Annotated in this window: 17 protein-coding genes; 6 read left to right on the top strand and 11 right to left on the bottom strand. The window is 41.6% G+C overall.

All coding sequences use genetic code 11. The annotated features are described in order from the left end of the window. Window positions 1-15: 15 nt before the first annotated feature. The 7 genes from asnB to J8M00_RS09215 form a co-directional block, all read right to left on the bottom strand. The gene (gene asnB, locus J8M00_RS09245) at window positions 16-1686 is read right to left on the bottom strand and encodes an asparagine synthase B (RefSeq protein WP_211009979.1); all 1671 of its coding nucleotides are present in this window, start codon (window positions 1684-1686) and stop codon (window positions 16-18) included. 201 nt (window positions 1687-1887) lie between these two features. After that, window positions 1888-2550, bottom strand: a complete 663-nt coding sequence (gene pcp / locus J8M00_RS09240; protein WP_211009978.1) for a pyroglutamyl-peptidase I — start codon at window positions 2548-2550, stop codon at window positions 1888-1890. Beyond that, on the bottom strand, window positions 2543-3565 hold the full coding sequence (locus J8M00_RS09235) for a DUF979 domain-containing protein (RefSeq protein ID WP_211009977.1): 1023 nt from the start codon (window positions 3563-3565) through the stop codon (window positions 2543-2545). Before J8M00_RS09235 ends, pcp begins: the two co-directional genes overlap by 8 nt. Further along, window positions 3562-4290, bottom strand: a complete 729-nt coding sequence (locus J8M00_RS09230) for a DUF969 domain-containing protein (RefSeq protein WP_211009976.1) — start codon at window positions 4288-4290, stop codon at window positions 3562-3564. The genes J8M00_RS09235 and J8M00_RS09230 overlap by 4 nt, the downstream gene beginning before the upstream one ends. After that, window positions 4287-5225, bottom strand: coding sequence for a biotin-dependent carboxyltransferase family protein (locus J8M00_RS09225; protein WP_211009975.1), 939 nt, complete (start codon window positions 5223-5225; stop codon window positions 4287-4289). Before J8M00_RS09225 ends, J8M00_RS09230 begins: the two co-directional genes overlap by 4 nt. Beyond that, window positions 5219-5875, bottom strand: a complete 657-nt coding sequence (gene pxpB, locus J8M00_RS09220; protein WP_211009974.1) for a 5-oxoprolinase subunit PxpB — start codon at window positions 5873-5875, stop codon at window positions 5219-5221. Before pxpB ends, J8M00_RS09225 begins: the two co-directional genes overlap by 7 nt. Before the next feature lie 163 nt (window positions 5876-6038). Next, the gene (locus J8M00_RS09215) at window positions 6039-7553 is read right to left on the bottom strand and encodes a leucyl aminopeptidase (protein ID WP_211009973.1); all 1515 of its coding nucleotides are present in this window, start codon (window positions 7551-7553) and stop codon (window positions 6039-6041) included. 391 nt (window positions 7554-7944) lie between these two features. Between J8M00_RS09215 and msrA the strand changes: the two genes are divergently transcribed. After that, the gene (gene msrA, locus J8M00_RS09210) at window positions 7945-9162 is read left to right on the top strand and encodes a peptide-methionine (S)-S-oxide reductase MsrA (RefSeq protein ID WP_211010370.1); all 1218 of its coding nucleotides are present in this window, start codon (window positions 7945-7947) and stop codon (window positions 9160-9162) included. Here the strand turns inward: msrA and J8M00_RS09205 are convergent. Continuing rightward, complete coding sequence (locus tag J8M00_RS09205; protein WP_211009972.1) at window positions 9127-9513, bottom strand: hypothetical protein; 387 nt, start codon at window positions 9511-9513, stop codon at window positions 9127-9129. The two genes, msrA and J8M00_RS09205, sit on opposite strands and share 36 nt — an antisense overlap. Continuing rightward, entirely contained in the window at window positions 9503-9670 is a 168-nt protein-coding gene (locus tag J8M00_RS09200; RefSeq protein WP_211009971.1) for a hypothetical protein, read from the bottom strand. The genes J8M00_RS09205 and J8M00_RS09200 overlap by 11 nt, the downstream gene beginning before the upstream one ends. 200 nt (window positions 9671-9870) lie before the next feature. Between J8M00_RS09200 and J8M00_RS09195 the strand changes: the two genes are divergently transcribed. The 3 genes from J8M00_RS09195 to J8M00_RS09185 are packed head-to-tail and all read left to right on the top strand — an operon-like array spanning window position 9871 to window position 12059. Further along, window positions 9871-10125 (top strand): hypothetical protein, encoded by a 255-nt coding sequence (locus tag J8M00_RS09195; protein WP_211009970.1) that lies wholly within the window; start codon window positions 9871-9873, stop codon window positions 10123-10125. A gap of 6 nt (window positions 10126-10131) precedes the next feature. Beyond that, complete coding sequence (locus J8M00_RS09190; RefSeq protein WP_211009969.1) at window positions 10132-10443, top strand: hypothetical protein; 312 nt, start codon at window positions 10132-10134, stop codon at window positions 10441-10443. Beyond that, on the top strand, window positions 10440-12059 hold the full coding sequence (locus J8M00_RS09185; protein WP_211009968.1) for a PepSY-associated TM helix domain-containing protein: 1620 nt from the start codon (window positions 10440-10442) through the stop codon (window positions 12057-12059). The genes J8M00_RS09190 and J8M00_RS09185 overlap by 4 nt, the downstream gene beginning before the upstream one ends. Before the next feature lie 37 nt (window positions 12060-12096). Here J8M00_RS09185 and J8M00_RS09180 read toward each other — a convergent pair whose 3' ends face one another. After that, window positions 12097-13884, bottom strand: a complete 1788-nt coding sequence (locus tag J8M00_RS09180; protein ID WP_211009967.1) for a sensor domain-containing diguanylate cyclase — start codon at window positions 13882-13884, stop codon at window positions 12097-12099. A gap of 90 nt (window positions 13885-13974) precedes the next feature. Then, window positions 13975-14499 (bottom strand): TetR/AcrR family transcriptional regulator, encoded by a 525-nt coding sequence (locus J8M00_RS09175; protein ID WP_211009966.1) that lies wholly within the window; start codon window positions 14497-14499, stop codon window positions 13975-13977. Window positions 14500-14635: 136 nt separating this feature from the next. Between J8M00_RS09175 and J8M00_RS09170 the strand changes: the two genes are divergently transcribed. Both J8M00_RS09170 and purE read left to right on the top strand, forming a co-directional pair. Further along, entirely contained in the window at window positions 14636-14851 is a 216-nt protein-coding gene (locus tag J8M00_RS09170) for a hypothetical protein (protein ID WP_211009965.1), read from the top strand. Between the two features lie 189 nt (window positions 14852-15040). After that, window positions 15041-15523 (top strand): 5-(carboxyamino)imidazole ribonucleotide mutase, encoded by a 483-nt coding sequence (purE, locus tag J8M00_RS09165; protein WP_023397540.1) that lies wholly within the window; start codon window positions 15041-15043, stop codon window positions 15521-15523. Window position 15524 lies beyond the last annotated feature (1 nt).

The raw sequence follows: 15524 nt of genomic DNA, 5'->3' as shown, positions 1-15524 counted from the left end.
TATAGTTTTATTACATCACTGTTGTTTATACGCATCGTTGTGCACATTGGCGGCGCGTCCCGACGGATCTGCGTTGTTTTCAAAACTCTCGTCCCACGCAAGTGCTTCGGGAGTAGAGCAGGCGACAGACTTTCCATGAGGTACGCATTTTGCGGCAGCCTCTCCAGGAAAGTGCTCTTCAAAAATGGTGCGATAGAAATACGCCTCTTTGCTATCTGGGGTATTAATTGCAAAGCGATAGTGTGCATTTGCCATATCTTGATCAGAGACTTGGGCCTCGGCATAGTCGCGAAGAGAATCTATCCATGAGTAACCCACACCATCAGAAAACTGCTCTTTTTGACGCCATAAAACATCATCGGGAATGTATCCGCTAAACCCTTCACGAATAACATGCTTTTCTATTCGGCCATCTTTACACATTTTGTACTCAGGGTTGGTGCGCATGGCGATATCAACAAACTCTTTATCTAAAAATGGCACTCTTGCCTCAACGCCCCAAGCTGCCATCGATTTGTTCGCACGTAGGCAATCAAACATATGTAATTTAGAGACTTTTCGGATAAGCTCATCATGAAACTCTTTACTATTTGGGGCTTTATGAAAGTAAAGGTATCCACCAAACAATTCATCTGCGCCTTCACCGGATAGCACCATCTTGATGCCCATAGCTTTGATATATCTCGCCATCAAATACATTGGAGTGGAGGCACGAATGGTTGTCACATCATAGGTCTCTAAGTGGTAAACCACTTCTTTTAAGGCATCTAACCCCTGTTGCACTGTAAAATGAATAGGGTGATGGATGGTACCTATTTGATCCGCTACTTTTTGCGCAGCCTCGAGATCTGGTGAGCCTTCTAGACCAATTGAAAATGAGTGAAGTTTAGGCCACCAAGCATCACTGGCGTCATTGTCTTCAATACGCTTGGCAGCAAATTGTTGGGTTATTGCCGAGATTACCGAGGAGTCTAACCCACCGGAAAGCAACACGCCATAAGGCACATCGCACATCAGCTGCCTTTTAACCGCAGCCTCTAGACCATTTTTGACTTCAAGGGCGCTCGCGGGGTTGTTTTTCACTGCATCAAAACTTTGCCAATCTCTTTGATAGTATTTGTGATACGTCCCTTCTTTTGAATACAAATAGTGCCCAGGGGGAAACTCCTCTATGTGATTACATATAGGTGTAAGCGCCTTCATTTCACTGGCAACGTAAAAGTTACCGTGCTGATCTCGGCCCGTGTACAAAGGTATAATGCCGATATGGTCACGACCAATTAAATAAGCATCTTGTTCTTCGTCATAAAGACAAAATGCAAATATGCCATTTAAATCATCTAAAAACTCAGGCCCTTTTTGTTTATATAAGGCTAAAATAACTTCGCAATCAGACTTTGTTTGAAACTCAAATGGGGTTTCCAATTGCTCTGCAAGTGCCTTGTGGTTGTATATTTCGCCATTTACTGCGAGTACATGGGTTTTCTCTGGGTTATACAAAGGTTGAGCGCCACTGGCAACTCCAACAATAGCGAGTCGCTCATGCACTAAAATCGCTTTTTCGCTAGAGTACACACCGGACCAGTCAGGTCCACGGTGTCTTAATTTTTTCGACATTTCAATAGCTTGTGCTCGTAACTTGTCAGCCGAGCCTTGGATTTCTAAAACACCAAATATTGAACACATAGTACCCTCATTCCTGTTACGCCCGTTACCAGTTTACCGTCGGTCACGAGCTAATCACTGTGATAAATATAGTTATTTTTGTATAAAACTAAGTCTATAACTAACAGAAAATTATGATGAAGTCACACGGAAAATACTAAATATCGTAAGGGGAAAGGGAGTAAATTTTGGTGCATCTCTGCACCAAAATATTGCAAGTTATTAGTGAGTTGTTCCTGCCGCTATGGCCAAATCCTGATCATGGCTTAAAGCAGAGGCAATCATTGATTTTAACGCTGCAATGACCGTTGACTCAGCCATGCTGGGTGCACCGCTATGGTGCACAGCTTGCTCTGGCAAATATGGAATATGTATAAAGCCACCTTTTAAATTGGCTTTGTGTGTTTCTATGTAATGACATAGTCCATACATGACATGATTACATACGTAGGTGCCTGCAGTATTGGAAATACTGGCTGGGATCTGCGCTTCATGTAGGTCCCAAAGCATTTGTTTTATCGGTAACTTAGCAAAAACAGCGGCTGGACCGCCTTTAACAACGGGTGTGTCGATAGGCTGGTGGCCTGCGTTATCTTTAATTCTTGCATCATTGATGTTTATAGCAATACGTTCAATCGTAATATCGCTGCGGCCGCCTGCTTGGCCAACACATAATACAAGGTTTGGTTCATGCAGCGCGATATTGTTGTAAAGCGATTCCAAAGAGGTGTCAAACTCGCAAGGAAGCTCTCGTGTTACGATTAAATGGCCTTCGATAATAAGGCCTTCTAACTTCTGAACCGCTTGCCATGAAGGGTTAATTGCTTCGCCACCAAAAGGTTCAAATCCAGTAATTAACACGGTAGGGTGATTAGGTTTAGTCATTAAAAATAACCCCATACATTAAAAAGATATTGATGATTAGTAGAGCGATCGCAGTTGGTATTTGCACCTTGATCACCTGATATTTGTCTTTTAAATCGAGTAGTGCGGCTGGGATAATATTAAAATTTGCAGCCATTGGCGTCATTAACGTGCCGCAGTAACCGGAGTACATACCAATCGCTACCAGTGGTGCAGGGCTAGCGCCATGCCCTTGAATCAAGAATGGTACCGCGATACCCGCTGTCATGACAGGGAAAGCAGCAAATGCGTTACCCATGACCATAGTAAACAAAGCCATACCGACGCAATAAAGTACAACGAGCATAAAACGATTATCTGGAGATATGAACAGAGTTACAATATCTTGTATTGCTGTACCTGTATTTGCCACGATGAAAACGCCGCCCAGCATAGCCAGCATTTGTGGTAAAATTGCTGCCCATCCTATGGAGTCAACAAGGCGTCTAGATTCGCCTATCGCTTGAATGGGGCTGCCTGAAGTGAATTTCCATGCAACTAATAAAGCACCGCCACAAGCAAGTGTTAGAGACGCTAAGGTTAAATGATTTTGGTCAAATAAATAGGTTCCGCCAAGGTTAATACCACCTAAGAAGAGCGTACAAATCACTGTTATAACGGGAATAAGTACCGCAGGAATAAATAGTTTATTGCCAATTGTTTGAGCGCTTTTGTCTAGCTCTTCTTCGCTTGGTGTGTAGTATGTGCCCATTGACACTTTGCCCATCCCTGCCAACAGGGCGATGGCTATCACACTGACTCCCACCCATTGGTAAGTTAGCGTTTCACCTATTAGCGAAATTGATAGATCACCAAATAAAAATACATTACCAAAGAGCATCCAAAATAGGGCTGTCGTGAGACGTTTTGGGTGTTGCTTATCTTGTAGAGTTTTAACTACTAAAAACAGTACTAAAAAGCCGATGAGTAAATAGATATTGTCTATTGAGAGTATTGCTGGTTGTGCCGAGTGTGTAGTTTGGCTTACTGCGCTCATGCTAACTCCTCAGTACTGACAGATTTGTTTAGTTGTTTTATCTCGGCTATTTTGTTGCAAATTTTTGCTTCGAGACGAGCGAGGCGGAATAGGTGTACGATTAATGCGAAAATCGCAGTGGGTATGGCCCAAAGACCGATATGCAGAGGCTCAATACCTTGGATACCATTTTCCTTTAAAAACGCATCCATTAATAAAACGGCTCCAAAAGCAATAAATATGTCTTCGCCAAAAAATACTGCAATGTTGTCGCACGCGGCTGAATGTGCGCTGATCATGTCTTTGACTTCTTTGGGAAGTTCGCCATGTATATTTGCAGCAGCACCTAGCGCCATCGGAGCTAACAAAGGCCTAACCGTTTGAGCTTGGCCAGCTAAGCTAAGCAGGCCCAAAGCTGCCGAAGATTCTCGCACCACGAAGTACACGCTGAGAATTCTCGCGGTAGTGGCCCCTTTAATATTGGCTATCCAATTTTTTGCACGATTTTGCAGCCCGTAGCGTTCCAAAATCGCAATAACAGGCAGAATCAATAAGAAACTTGCCAGTTGTCGGGAGTTCATAAACTTTTCACCAAATGTGGCTAATAGTTCAGCAAAATTTAAATCAACTGCCCAGCCGGTAATTAGCCCTGCCGCAGTGACTACCAATAAAGGGTTAAACCGCAGGGCAAAGCCGACTACGACAACCAATATCCCGGTTAACGGGAGTAAATTTAGTTCAGTCATATATTTTTCTTATCATGATGTAGCACAGCAATTTTCAATTGTGCTAGGTGTTGTTGTTGTTGATCTAATGCTTGTTGAGCTTGCAGTCTATTTACGGCTCTAAACTGACAGTGTACTCCTGCATGTAATTGGCCTAAATGACGTAAGTCAGCTTCAATCACATGTGCAATAATTGGATATCCCCCTGTGGTTTGGCAGTCATTAAGTAATACGATAGGTTGGCCATTGGGTGGTAATTGTATCACACCAGGGCTTACCGCTTGGCTAGTAATACTTACGTTGTGGCTTATATCAATATCACTTGCGACTCTTAACCCCATACGATTGCTATTTGGTTGTACTTGCCACTGCTGATTGTACAAGCTTTGTTGATTGTCTTTGGGCAACAAGTCTATGTGTGGTCCAGGGATAACGCGAATTGTGTCGACATAATCAGGTAGTGCAGCACCAATGGAGTCAAGCGCGTTAAATGGGGTGTAAGGTAATACATCACCGTCTTGCAAAGCCCTGCCGCTGAGGCCTCCAAACCCTGCTTGTATGTCGGTTGCCGACGAATGCATGACAGGTGTAACATCATTAAATCCACCTTGAACAGCAAAGTAAGCACGTGTGCCACTCTTACTCGACGCAAAAGTTAATATGTCGTTAGCCTCAGCGTGATACCGCCACCCAGTGGCAATGCTTTTTCCATTAAGCTTTGCACCAAGGTCTGCACCAGTAAGCGAAAAGTTGGTTGGATGGTCAAATTTAAATTTACATAAGCCTACGGTTATCTCAATAACAGCGGAATCCGTGGAGTTATTAAGGAGTATGTTGGCGCTTTTAGCCGCGAGGGGGTCCATCACGCCAGCTTGCGACACGCCTAAATGCCTGAAACCATACCTTCCTAAATCTTGTATGCACGTTTGAATACCAGATTTTAAGATTGTTAGCATATTCCCTCCGTGCTTGGTATGAACTTTACAACATCTCCTGGTTGCAAAATACTTGGTGATTCTAATTGATGATTAAACAAAACAGTGTCTGTGTGGCCGATAAGTCGCCATCCACCTGGTGATTCACTAGGATAAACTGCCGTAAGGTCTTGTGCTATCGCCACTGATCCAGACGGCACGTGTGTTCTAGGTGTATCAAGGCGAGGTAAATGTAATTTAGGGTTGAGATCCCCCAAATAGGCAAAACCAGGTAAAAAACCTAAAAATTTAACCTGATAACTTTGCTGACTGTGCAACTCCACCACTTGAGCTGGGCTCAAACCTGTAAGAGAAGCAACGGAATCTAGGTCCGGTCCGTTACTTTTTCCATAGCGTGTTATGATTTGATGAACAGTTGGTTGAAATGCCTCAGGTTCAATGTTCTCCCATGCCTCTCTTAACCTGTCTAGCCAGTACTCTGGATCTTGAGAGTGCATTAAGTAGCCAGTGATAGTCGTTTTGGCCGGTACGATATCTATGAAGACTTTTTGTTCACGCATCCAAGCGTGTAACGCAAACAATTTATTTTGTTGGTGTTGCGATAGGTGAGTTTGAAATATTTCTAAAACGAGTGCACGTTCGCCCAGAATATAGGTCTTGTTGTTTGTCATTATGTTGTCTTTATAATAATTTGAAACACGACTTTTTTATTATTTATAGCGTTGTCATTACGGGTGCTTTTGCGTGTTTAATATACATAGTAATGGTGTGAGAGGCCACATAAATAGAAATAAGAAAAAGGCCATGCAATGCATGGCCTTTTTATTGGAGGGATTAGTTACCGCTCAATAACCATTCACTAAGAATGCGAACACCGTATCCAGTGCCGCCGGCAGGAACTTCATCTTTGGTTTTTTTAGAGATCGCATTACCAGCGATATCAATATGAACCCAGCGAGTATCGCCAACAAACTGTTGTAAGAAGGTTGCAGCTGTAGTTGCACCAGGACCGTAAGAGCCAATATTAGTTAGATCTGCGATGTCAGATTTTAGCGCGTCTTTATAACCCAGAGGTAGGCGCCAAACTTGCTCATTAACTGTTTGACCAGCGATTGTAAACTCTTTAACAAGCTCATCGTCTTCTGAAAAGATTGCAGAGTAGTTATTGCCAACCGCACGGATTTTAGAGCCAGTTAATGTTGCAAGGTCAATCATAATTTCTGGTTTGTAGTATTGACGTGCATACCACAATGCGTCACTCAAAATAAGTCGACCTTCAGCATCTGTGTTAAGTACTTCAACACTCAAACCTTCAGCTGTACGCAGAACGTCACCTGGCGCGAAAGAGTTTTCAGATACCATGTTGGCAGCCATTGGCATAACTGCAACCACGTTTACATCTGCTTTTGCTTTCGCCATCGCTTTCACTGTGCCAAGTACGGCAGCTGCACCAGCCATGTCCACTTTCATTAGCGCGATAGACTTACCCGTTTTCACGTTATAGCCGCCTGAATCAAAGGTAATGCCTTTGCCTACAAGCGCAATTGGTGTGTCGTTGTTACCTTTGTAGTGTGCAATGACTAGTCTAGAGCCTTGTGCACTGCCGCGACCGACAGCTTCAAGGGCGCCCATTCCAAGCTCTTTAATTTCAGCTGGTTCTAATACTTTCACTTCAACACCATATTGCTCAAGCTGTTTTGCAGCCTTTGCAAAATCCACTGGTGTCATTTCAGAAGCTATTTCTGAAGTTAAGTCACGAGCAAGAAACACGCCTGATTGAATATGCTCAAGCGGGATGTATTCTTTAGCAGCTTTACGTTTGCTGTCTACATCTATGCTGTAGCTAACTTTAAAATTATTTGGCTCTTTTTTATAAACTTCAAAAGTATGGTCACGTAAATTAATACCGTGAGCAAGCTGAGCAGCTAGCTGAGAATTATTAATTTCACCATCAAAGTCTTCAAAAGCAACAGCAACACTTGATGACTTTTTATCTTCTAACTTAGCGTGCAGATTGCCGCCAAGTTTAGTCATTTTACTTGCGTTTAGTTCGTCTTCCTTACCTAAACCTACAACAATGATGCGCTTATAATCAGAGGATACTGGCGCTAGCACTTCAACGGTTTTTCCAAACTTGCCTTGAAAGTCTTCACTTTCTATCGCTCTGTCTAATTGAGCTCTAGTTGGCTTGTCTAAAAACTTGAAAGCAGCTTTTTTGTCTTCAGCTTTGAAAATGACGAGTGACTCAGCGTTTTCAAGCTTAGATGTGAATTGGATGTCCGCAGCTTGAGCTGAAATTGAAGCACCAAGTGCAACTGCGATCGCTGAAAGGCGAGAGATAAAAGACATTTTTAAAATCCTCTGGATATTGCGTGCCAACGTTTTACCCTATTTTCAATGGCATATTAATCTAATGTCGTTGAACTGCTCAGATTCTAGGGTGAGTTGCAATTGCAACGGGTGTGGTATCAGTGTAGCAAGTTGGTGCACAAGGTGTTATTGCGTTTAACTTTATTGGTAAAGCAAGTTTTAATTGTGCCTAGAGAATGTCGCAGTGAAGGCGAAGTTTTGACTGATATTGAACTGAGTTTGCTAGCTTGTTATGCAAAATTTTGAAATTGTTTTATTCGAAGTTCGGTCCAAATGGATAGATAATTATTAAAGGAGCACTTACGTGAAGAAGCAGCTTAACTTTACTTTGTTACTCAGCCTTTTTTCAACTTTTTCGTTTGCCGCTGATATGCCGAAACCTGAGATGGATAACGCAAGCGTAAATATTAAAACACTTGTATTAGGATCTGGCTGCTTTTGGGGTCCAGAAAAACGCTATGAAGCAATGGTTGGCGTGATTGATGCGGAATCAGGGTATGCTGATGGAAGGGGCTTTAAAGCAACCTACAAAAATATAATTAGTCCTCGTCGTCGTTATGATGAAAATAACTACGCAGAAGTAGTTAAGGTGACGTATAACGCAAACTTGCTTTCAACAGAGTCATTAATTAAGTCTTATTTTGAAAGCCATGACCCGACTCAAAAAAATAGGCAAGGCAATGATGTAGGTACGCAATACCGGTCCATCATTTTGTTTGATACGGAGAAACAAGCAAAAGTGGCGCATCAGCTCAAAGGGGAATATCAGCACTTGCTGCAAAAGGCCGGGTATGGCGATATCCAAACAAAAATTAAGCCGCTCGAAACTTTTGTATCTGCTGAGGAATATCACCAAAATTATTTAGCGAAAAACCCTAACGGGTATTGCCCGGATCATAGTACTGGTGTGACTTTTGACAAAGTGGATAAAAAGAAAGTAAGCAACGAAGCGCTTTTAAGCGGCAAACATATTGTGGTGTTAGACTCAAAAAACTATTGTCCCTACTGTGAAAAGTTTAAAAGTACAGTTGTTAATGATTATAAGGGGTCAATCCCGTTACATTACAGATTCGCGGACCAACTACAAGGCATTGAAATTATGTCAGCTACTTGGGCGACGCCAACTATTTTACTTATTGAAAATGGCAAAGAGGTTGCTGGATATCAAGGCTTTATGAATCGAGAAACCTTCTACAAAGTATTGGGAGCGTTCAAATTAGGGAAGACGGAAGCTTATAAAATAGCCTTTCAAAAAGGCACCGAACGTCCATTTTGCAAGCAATATGATATTTTCAAAAATACAGGAGAGGGCGTTTTTGTTGATAAACTCAGTGGAGCGCATTTATTTGATACTAAAGATCGCTTTAACTCAGGCACAGGGTGGTTGTCATTTAAGTATCCAGTCAAAGGCAGCGTCACTTACCATCAAGATTTAAGCCACGGCATGGTTAGGACTGAAATCAGGTCCAAGTCGACTGGTATTCATTTAGGTCATGTGTTTAAGAATGAAGGGCCAAGAGGCACAGATAGATATTGCATTAATGCAACCGTGCTAGATTTTATTCCCAGTAAAGATGTTGTGAACTGAAATTGAGTTACATAACTTTCCACTGCTTTTTGTAGGTATCTGACATACTGATAAAGTTGCCCTGATGGGTGTCATGGACCCTGAAATAAATTCAGGGTGACGGATGTTAGGGAAGGCGGCCTGTTGATACTTCACTTTATTGTTCAAAATGTTGATACTTAGGTTGTTAGTCAACAAGTCGATACCGTTATTAAATACGTAGATACCGTCATTGTGGGCTTGCCCCGCAATCCATGTTTTACGCGTATGTGTGAGTGGCTTAACTTTATAAGTCAAAGTGGACCCTGAAGTAAATTCAGGGTGACGGATGTTAGGGAAGGCGGCCTGTTGATATTTTACTTTACTGGCCAAAATGTAGATACTTCACTTTATTGTTAAAAATGTAGACACTTAGGGTGTTAGTCAACAAGTCGATACCGTTATTAAATACGTAGATACCGTCATTGTGGGCTTGCCCCGCAATCCATGTTTTAAGCGTATGTGTGAGTGGCTTAACTTTATAAGTCAAAGTGGACCCTGAAGTAAATTCAGGATGACGGATGTTAGGGAAGGCGGCCTTTTGGGGAACGGTTTTGTGGGAATGAGGCTTTAATCTCACCTTAAGTTTTGAAAATAATTCTCATTACAATTTAAAGTGTAAAGTTGTTCCTATTATGTTTATAATCTTGCTCCCAGAACACTAAATTAGCTAAGGACAGGAGCATAAGTTTGTACTCTTTTCTAATGGTGCTATTGATCGGCATCGGTACACTTCTTTTATATTTATCAAACAGACATCAAAGGTTGTTGGAAAAGCCCTTGGCAAAACCAATGCAAAGAATGGGTTATGCGGCCGTGGCCATAGCCATTGTTTTAGGTGCATTTTACTTTATTGGCTCGGCTGGGTTTTTTATCACGCTTATGATGTTAATGACTGCATTATTTTCACTGCCTTTACTTATGCTCTTTCTCAATAGGAAGTAAAAAACCATGGCTCAATACAATAAAATTCAACCTCATTGGTGGACTAAAACATTTGCGGGTGTGATTGGCGGTTTTTTCTTAACGCTTGGGCTTGTCGGTATTTTTGCGTGGCTCGGGCCTACGGGGTTAACTGAGCAGATCACAGAAGAGCAAAGGCTTTGGAAAACGCAATTTAACATGTGGATCATAACGCCAATATGGCTTCTAATCCTCTGTTTTGTTTATATGTTTAAAACGGGGCGCCAGGCATGGCTGTACTTAGGCGTTAGCGCTGTGATTTCCAACGTTATTGTTTATCTCCTAAGGAGCCAGTTATGAAAATTAGAAGCGATATCCTAAGGACTTACCAATCTCTCCACACTTGGACTGGGATCACCGCCGGTTTGTTACTTTTCATTGGGTTCTTAGCAGGATCACTGACGATGTTCAGCGATACCATTAATGATTGGGCCACGCCTCCAGGTTACCAATTGGGTCAGGTTCAATCAGATCAGTACGAATTGTTACTTGAGCAAGTGTTAGCACAAAACCCGGATTCACTCAAAGCTGTCACAGTTAGCTTTGATGAGAATAGCTCACCAATTCATTGGTATGGACAAGGGTCTGCCCGTGGCTTTTCAATGGATGATCAAGTTTGGCATGCAACGTTGAATGAGCAAGGTCACCTGGTAACTGAATTACGTCATGTCAATGAGTTATCAATGTTAATTGATTATTTGCATCGTTCAGCAGGGATTATCGGAGAGGTTGGACACGATCAAGCGGGTGTGTATGTGCTAGGTATTGCCGCATTTTTATATTTTCTTGCTCTAGTGTCCGGCGTTATTTTTCTCTTACCGAGCTTAGTAAAAAGTTTTTTTGCCCTTCGTAAAGAAAAGGGACCAAATCGCTTTTGGCTAGACTCACATAATTTGGTTGGCATCGCGAGCTTGCCTTTTCATATCATAATTGCGATCACTGTAGTTGTTTTTTCTTTCCATGACTTGTTTTACGGCGGATTAAGCCAAGTATATGGAGACAAACCCATGTTTGGTGGTGGAGAAAAACATGAAGAGGTTCGATACGATATTAGAGAACTAGCGACATTAAATGAAATAAAACAAACGATTCATGACTATGCTCCGGGATATGAAGTAAATAGCATCAGGCTAAGTGGCTTGTCATCTGCACATCCTTCCGCAAGCATATCTATCATAAGCGATAGAACTTTGATGCGTGGTCCACACAATGACTATGTTTTTTTGAATCCCTTTACGCTAGAAATAGACTCCAGTACCGTGAGAAATGAAAGTGGAGAGCAAAGTATATGGGCTGCCGTTGTCACGAGCTTTTTTGGTCTTCACTTTGGGAGCTACGGAGGTGAGCTTGGTCGATGGTTATATTTCGTTATGGGCTTAGGCGGTGCGTTTTTGTTTTATAGTGGTAACTTGATTTGGCTTGAGAAACGGCGCAAAAAACAGTCTTTGAATCAAAGTCGTTCAAGCCACTTTATGGCTAATCTGACCATAGGTGTATCTTTGGGGTGCGCTATAGGTATGGCTGGTGCATTCGCAGCAAATAAATGGTTAGCGCTAGTTAGTTGGAATATCAATATAGCCTATATGTGGATTTATTATTTGCTGTTTTTTGTAACACTCGCTGGCGCATTCGTTTATGGTGCTGCAAGGTTTAGCATACTGAGTTTAAAAATTTTAGCTGTTCTGTGTTTGCTCATTCCGACAAACTCTTTGATAGCATTTATGCTCCCAGAAATTGGTATTTGGGCGCCAGACTCTCTTGGTGATCTAGGGATTGAACTTGGCGCTGTAGGTTTTGCTTTAGCCTCATTATATGCCTTGAAACATGTAAAACGCCGTGTATATCACGGTGAAAAGAACAGTATTTGGTATTGCTCTAAACTCAGTAAAAAAGAGGTTGTCGAAAGCTTCAGTTAGTGTGTTCGTGGTCAGCTAAGTGCTGACCATTTCAATTTCACGAATCTAAAACTGAGCCTAGGGAGACTTGGTTTCTGCCATGTTGTTTGGCGAAATAAAGAGCCATATCTGATTGTTTTACAAGCTCATGAGGTTCTAAGTCAACGCCCCACTTAGTTGCTATACCAACACTGATTGTTAGTTTTATAATTGAGTCTTCGAATTTAACTACAGAAGCTTCAGTATGTCTTCTGATCAGCTCCGCTAGGTCAAATGCATCTCCCTCGTTGCACTCAGGTAGTAGAATACAAAACTCTTCACCGCCGTAGCGAGCTACAACATCGCCTGCACGAGTACATGTTTTTTTTAAAACGCTGGCCACATGCGTAATACACTTATCACCACATTGATGGCCATAGGTGTCGTTAATTTTTTTGAAGTGATCAATATCGACCATTAATAAACTAACGGAGTGCCCAAAACGTTTTGCTCGCAAGCACTCAGTATTTAAAGCGTCATTTAAGCTTCTTCTATTGAGCACTTGAGTGAGTTCATCAATTCGAGAGATATGTTTAAGTTTGTCATAAGCAGTCTGAAGCTCTTTTGTTCTGTTGTTTACTTCTGCTTCGAGCTGCATGTTTGCTTTGCGGATTTCGGTCATGCTTTTAGCTTGTGCTATAAAACGCTTTTTTCTCTCTGAATTGATTCTCTCAGCCATTGCAAATGATAAGCATGCAACCTCGATTGAGGTGCCTATTGTGAGTGCATGTTCAGTAAACCAATTATTGGGTATAAAATTCAATTTGTTGGCCGCAAGGATTATTCCGCCACAAAGTGCTGCATTCCAGGCTAATGAGTAGTATGTCGAGAAGTGTGTACCCTCAAACAGTTTTATTGTTCTTGTAATTACCCCCCACAAACACGCAAACGACGCATACAGAATAATGACTCTGATCATGGTGCCATAGGAAAAGTACATTGATGCAAATAGCAGGCAGACTCCAATCGCGAAAAGTAACAAGCAGCCCCTATATAAAATTTTACTATTTTTATGCAATTCTAGTAATTTGACTATAAAAGAAGTACCTGCAAGCACAGCCGCGAGCAAAAAGAATAATATAGATTGGTCATTCCACCACAAGCTTCCTTGCCATAGATACCTGAACCCAAGACCTGACAGGCTAAAATAGAAGGCAATAATGGCTGATACGTAAACAACGTAGTAAAGAAAGGTTGTATCTTTTAGTGAAAAATACATGAGCACGTTGTAGATAGCCATAATACTCATAAGGCCAAAATAAATCCCTAAAAACAGTGTAGCTACTTGGTCGCTTTCGTAAAAACTAGGCTGACTCCAAAGTCGGATAGGTAGTTGTAGGGCACTGGTCGAATTCACTCTAACATAGAGGGTGAGCGCCCCTTGAATGTTTTCATCTATAGGGAGGATAAAATTATGATGCTTGATCTGCCGGTCTTCAAAATGCTGTTTATCGCCTAGTTTTGAATAACTAAGTACTTCATCTCCTTGCATCAAATAGAGCTTTATACTGTCCAGAACCGGGTAGGCTATTTCTAAAAAGTACCCGTTTGTGTCCCGAGGCAAATTAAAACTAACTTTTACCCAATAGGTCTCGGGGGTGTATCCAAGGTTAAAGTTGTCAGTTTCATTGATTTGCCAGTGATTATTCGGTAAAGACATTACGTCTACAATGCCAAATTGGTTATCCAACAAATAGTAGCTTCCAGCACTTAAGTTGACGTACTTTTCGTGTGTCAGTGTTAAGTCTGGACCAGCGCTATGAGCAATTGAAGCGTAACAAAATAAAAACACAAACAGGGTTTTCACAAGCGTTATATGCGTATGGTGATTCTATATAAAGCTTAGAAGTGTATAGAAGATAGAGCAAAGTTATATAAACGAACACATCATACAGTTTTATGTATGTATCATCTGGAGCTTAGCGGTAAGCAATGACACCAAGTCGACAGGGGATAGCTGTTCGTTGTTAAGTCCGTATATGAGGGTCATAAAGTAGCAATCCATCATAGCTGTTGCTTTGATTTCATCATATTTATGGCCTTCAAAGAGCATATGTTTAAAGTCGTTCAATTGGTCTTCAAAAAACGCACTGTGCCACATTAAATCCTGTAATAGCGCTTTACTAAAAGGGCGGTTCTCACAGTAAAAGCGGTAAAGAAATTTTGCGTAATGCCTGAGTCGTAGTCTAGGACTGGTCTGCTCATTTTCTTGATGAGCTAATCTAAGTACCTCATCGATGCGTTGATGCATCGCCAGCTTTAATATGTCGATTTTATTTGGAAAGTGGCTGAACACTGTGCCTGTTGCAACAGATGCTTGCATTGCAATTTGGCGAGTAGTTGTCTCGGCGTAGCCATGTTCTTGGAATAATTGCCAACTAACGTCAAGTATTTTTTGGGCTGTAATTTCTCTTTTTTTCATACTAAATCAATATATTGAGCGCACCAGAGAGCTTACCACAAAATACGATAAAGTGACAAAGTAATCTGCATACTTGACAAAAATGAGCGTGCTCATTAAATTAATTGAGCGCGCTCATAAATTAAGGAGGTGTTTGATGCTTACGCGGTTAATTGGTTACATTCTGTTTATTCCATTTATTGCTTTTTATAGTTACGTTTTGGGGCCCGTACTTAAACTCGTACTGGTGCCAGGCGGTTTGATGTTGTTCTTCTTTATCCTCGGTCCTGATGAGTTTTCAAAACATTGGCAAAAAGCATTTTCGAAAACGCAAAGAGAGTGTGAAAATGTGCCAGTGAAGCAAGTCAATTAGCTTTACTTGGGTCAACTCAAAAAGCCATTGCTTGCAATAAGTTATATTTCTAGATAAAAGCCGCTATAAGCGGTTTTTTATGTATTGAGGCTCGCTTTCAACTACCACTCGGGTATAATACTCACGATTTCGGCGCAACCCCTTTAGCGCTGTAGTAAGTATCGTTTAATTTAGAATTGAGGAATTATTATGACGGTTGGCATTATCATGGGTTCTAAGTCAGATTGGCCTACAATGCAACATGCGGCAGATATGTTAGATAAGTTTGGCATTGAGTATGAAACAAAAGTGGTTTCGGCGCATCGCACTCCTCAATTATTGGCCGATTATGCAACAACGGCAGCGGAACGTGGTATCAAAGTGATCATCGCCGGAGCTGGCGGCGCAGCACACCTTCCTGGTATGGCGGCTGCATTCACTAGTTTGCCTGTATTGGGTGTACCAGTAAAATCGAAAACTTTAAATGGTGTTGATTCATTACTTTCAATCTGCCAAATGCCAAAAGGTGTTGCGGTGGGTACATTAGCAATAGGCGATGCAGGTGCCGCGAATGCAGGTTTATTAGCAGCACAAATATTGGGTTGTCAGCAACCGGAAATATTTGAAAAAGTTGAAGCGTTTAGAAAAGCTCAGACTGAAACTATCTTAGCTAACCCAAATCCAGCTGAATAAC

Source organism: Pseudoalteromonas luteoviolacea, from assembly GCF_018100925.1.
GTDB classification, from domain to species: domain Bacteria; phylum Pseudomonadota; class Gammaproteobacteria; order Enterobacterales; family Alteromonadaceae; genus Pseudoalteromonas; species Pseudoalteromonas obscura.
Note: the sequence above shows the minus strand (reverse complement) of the source record. Positions and strands in the feature narration are given on the sequence as shown.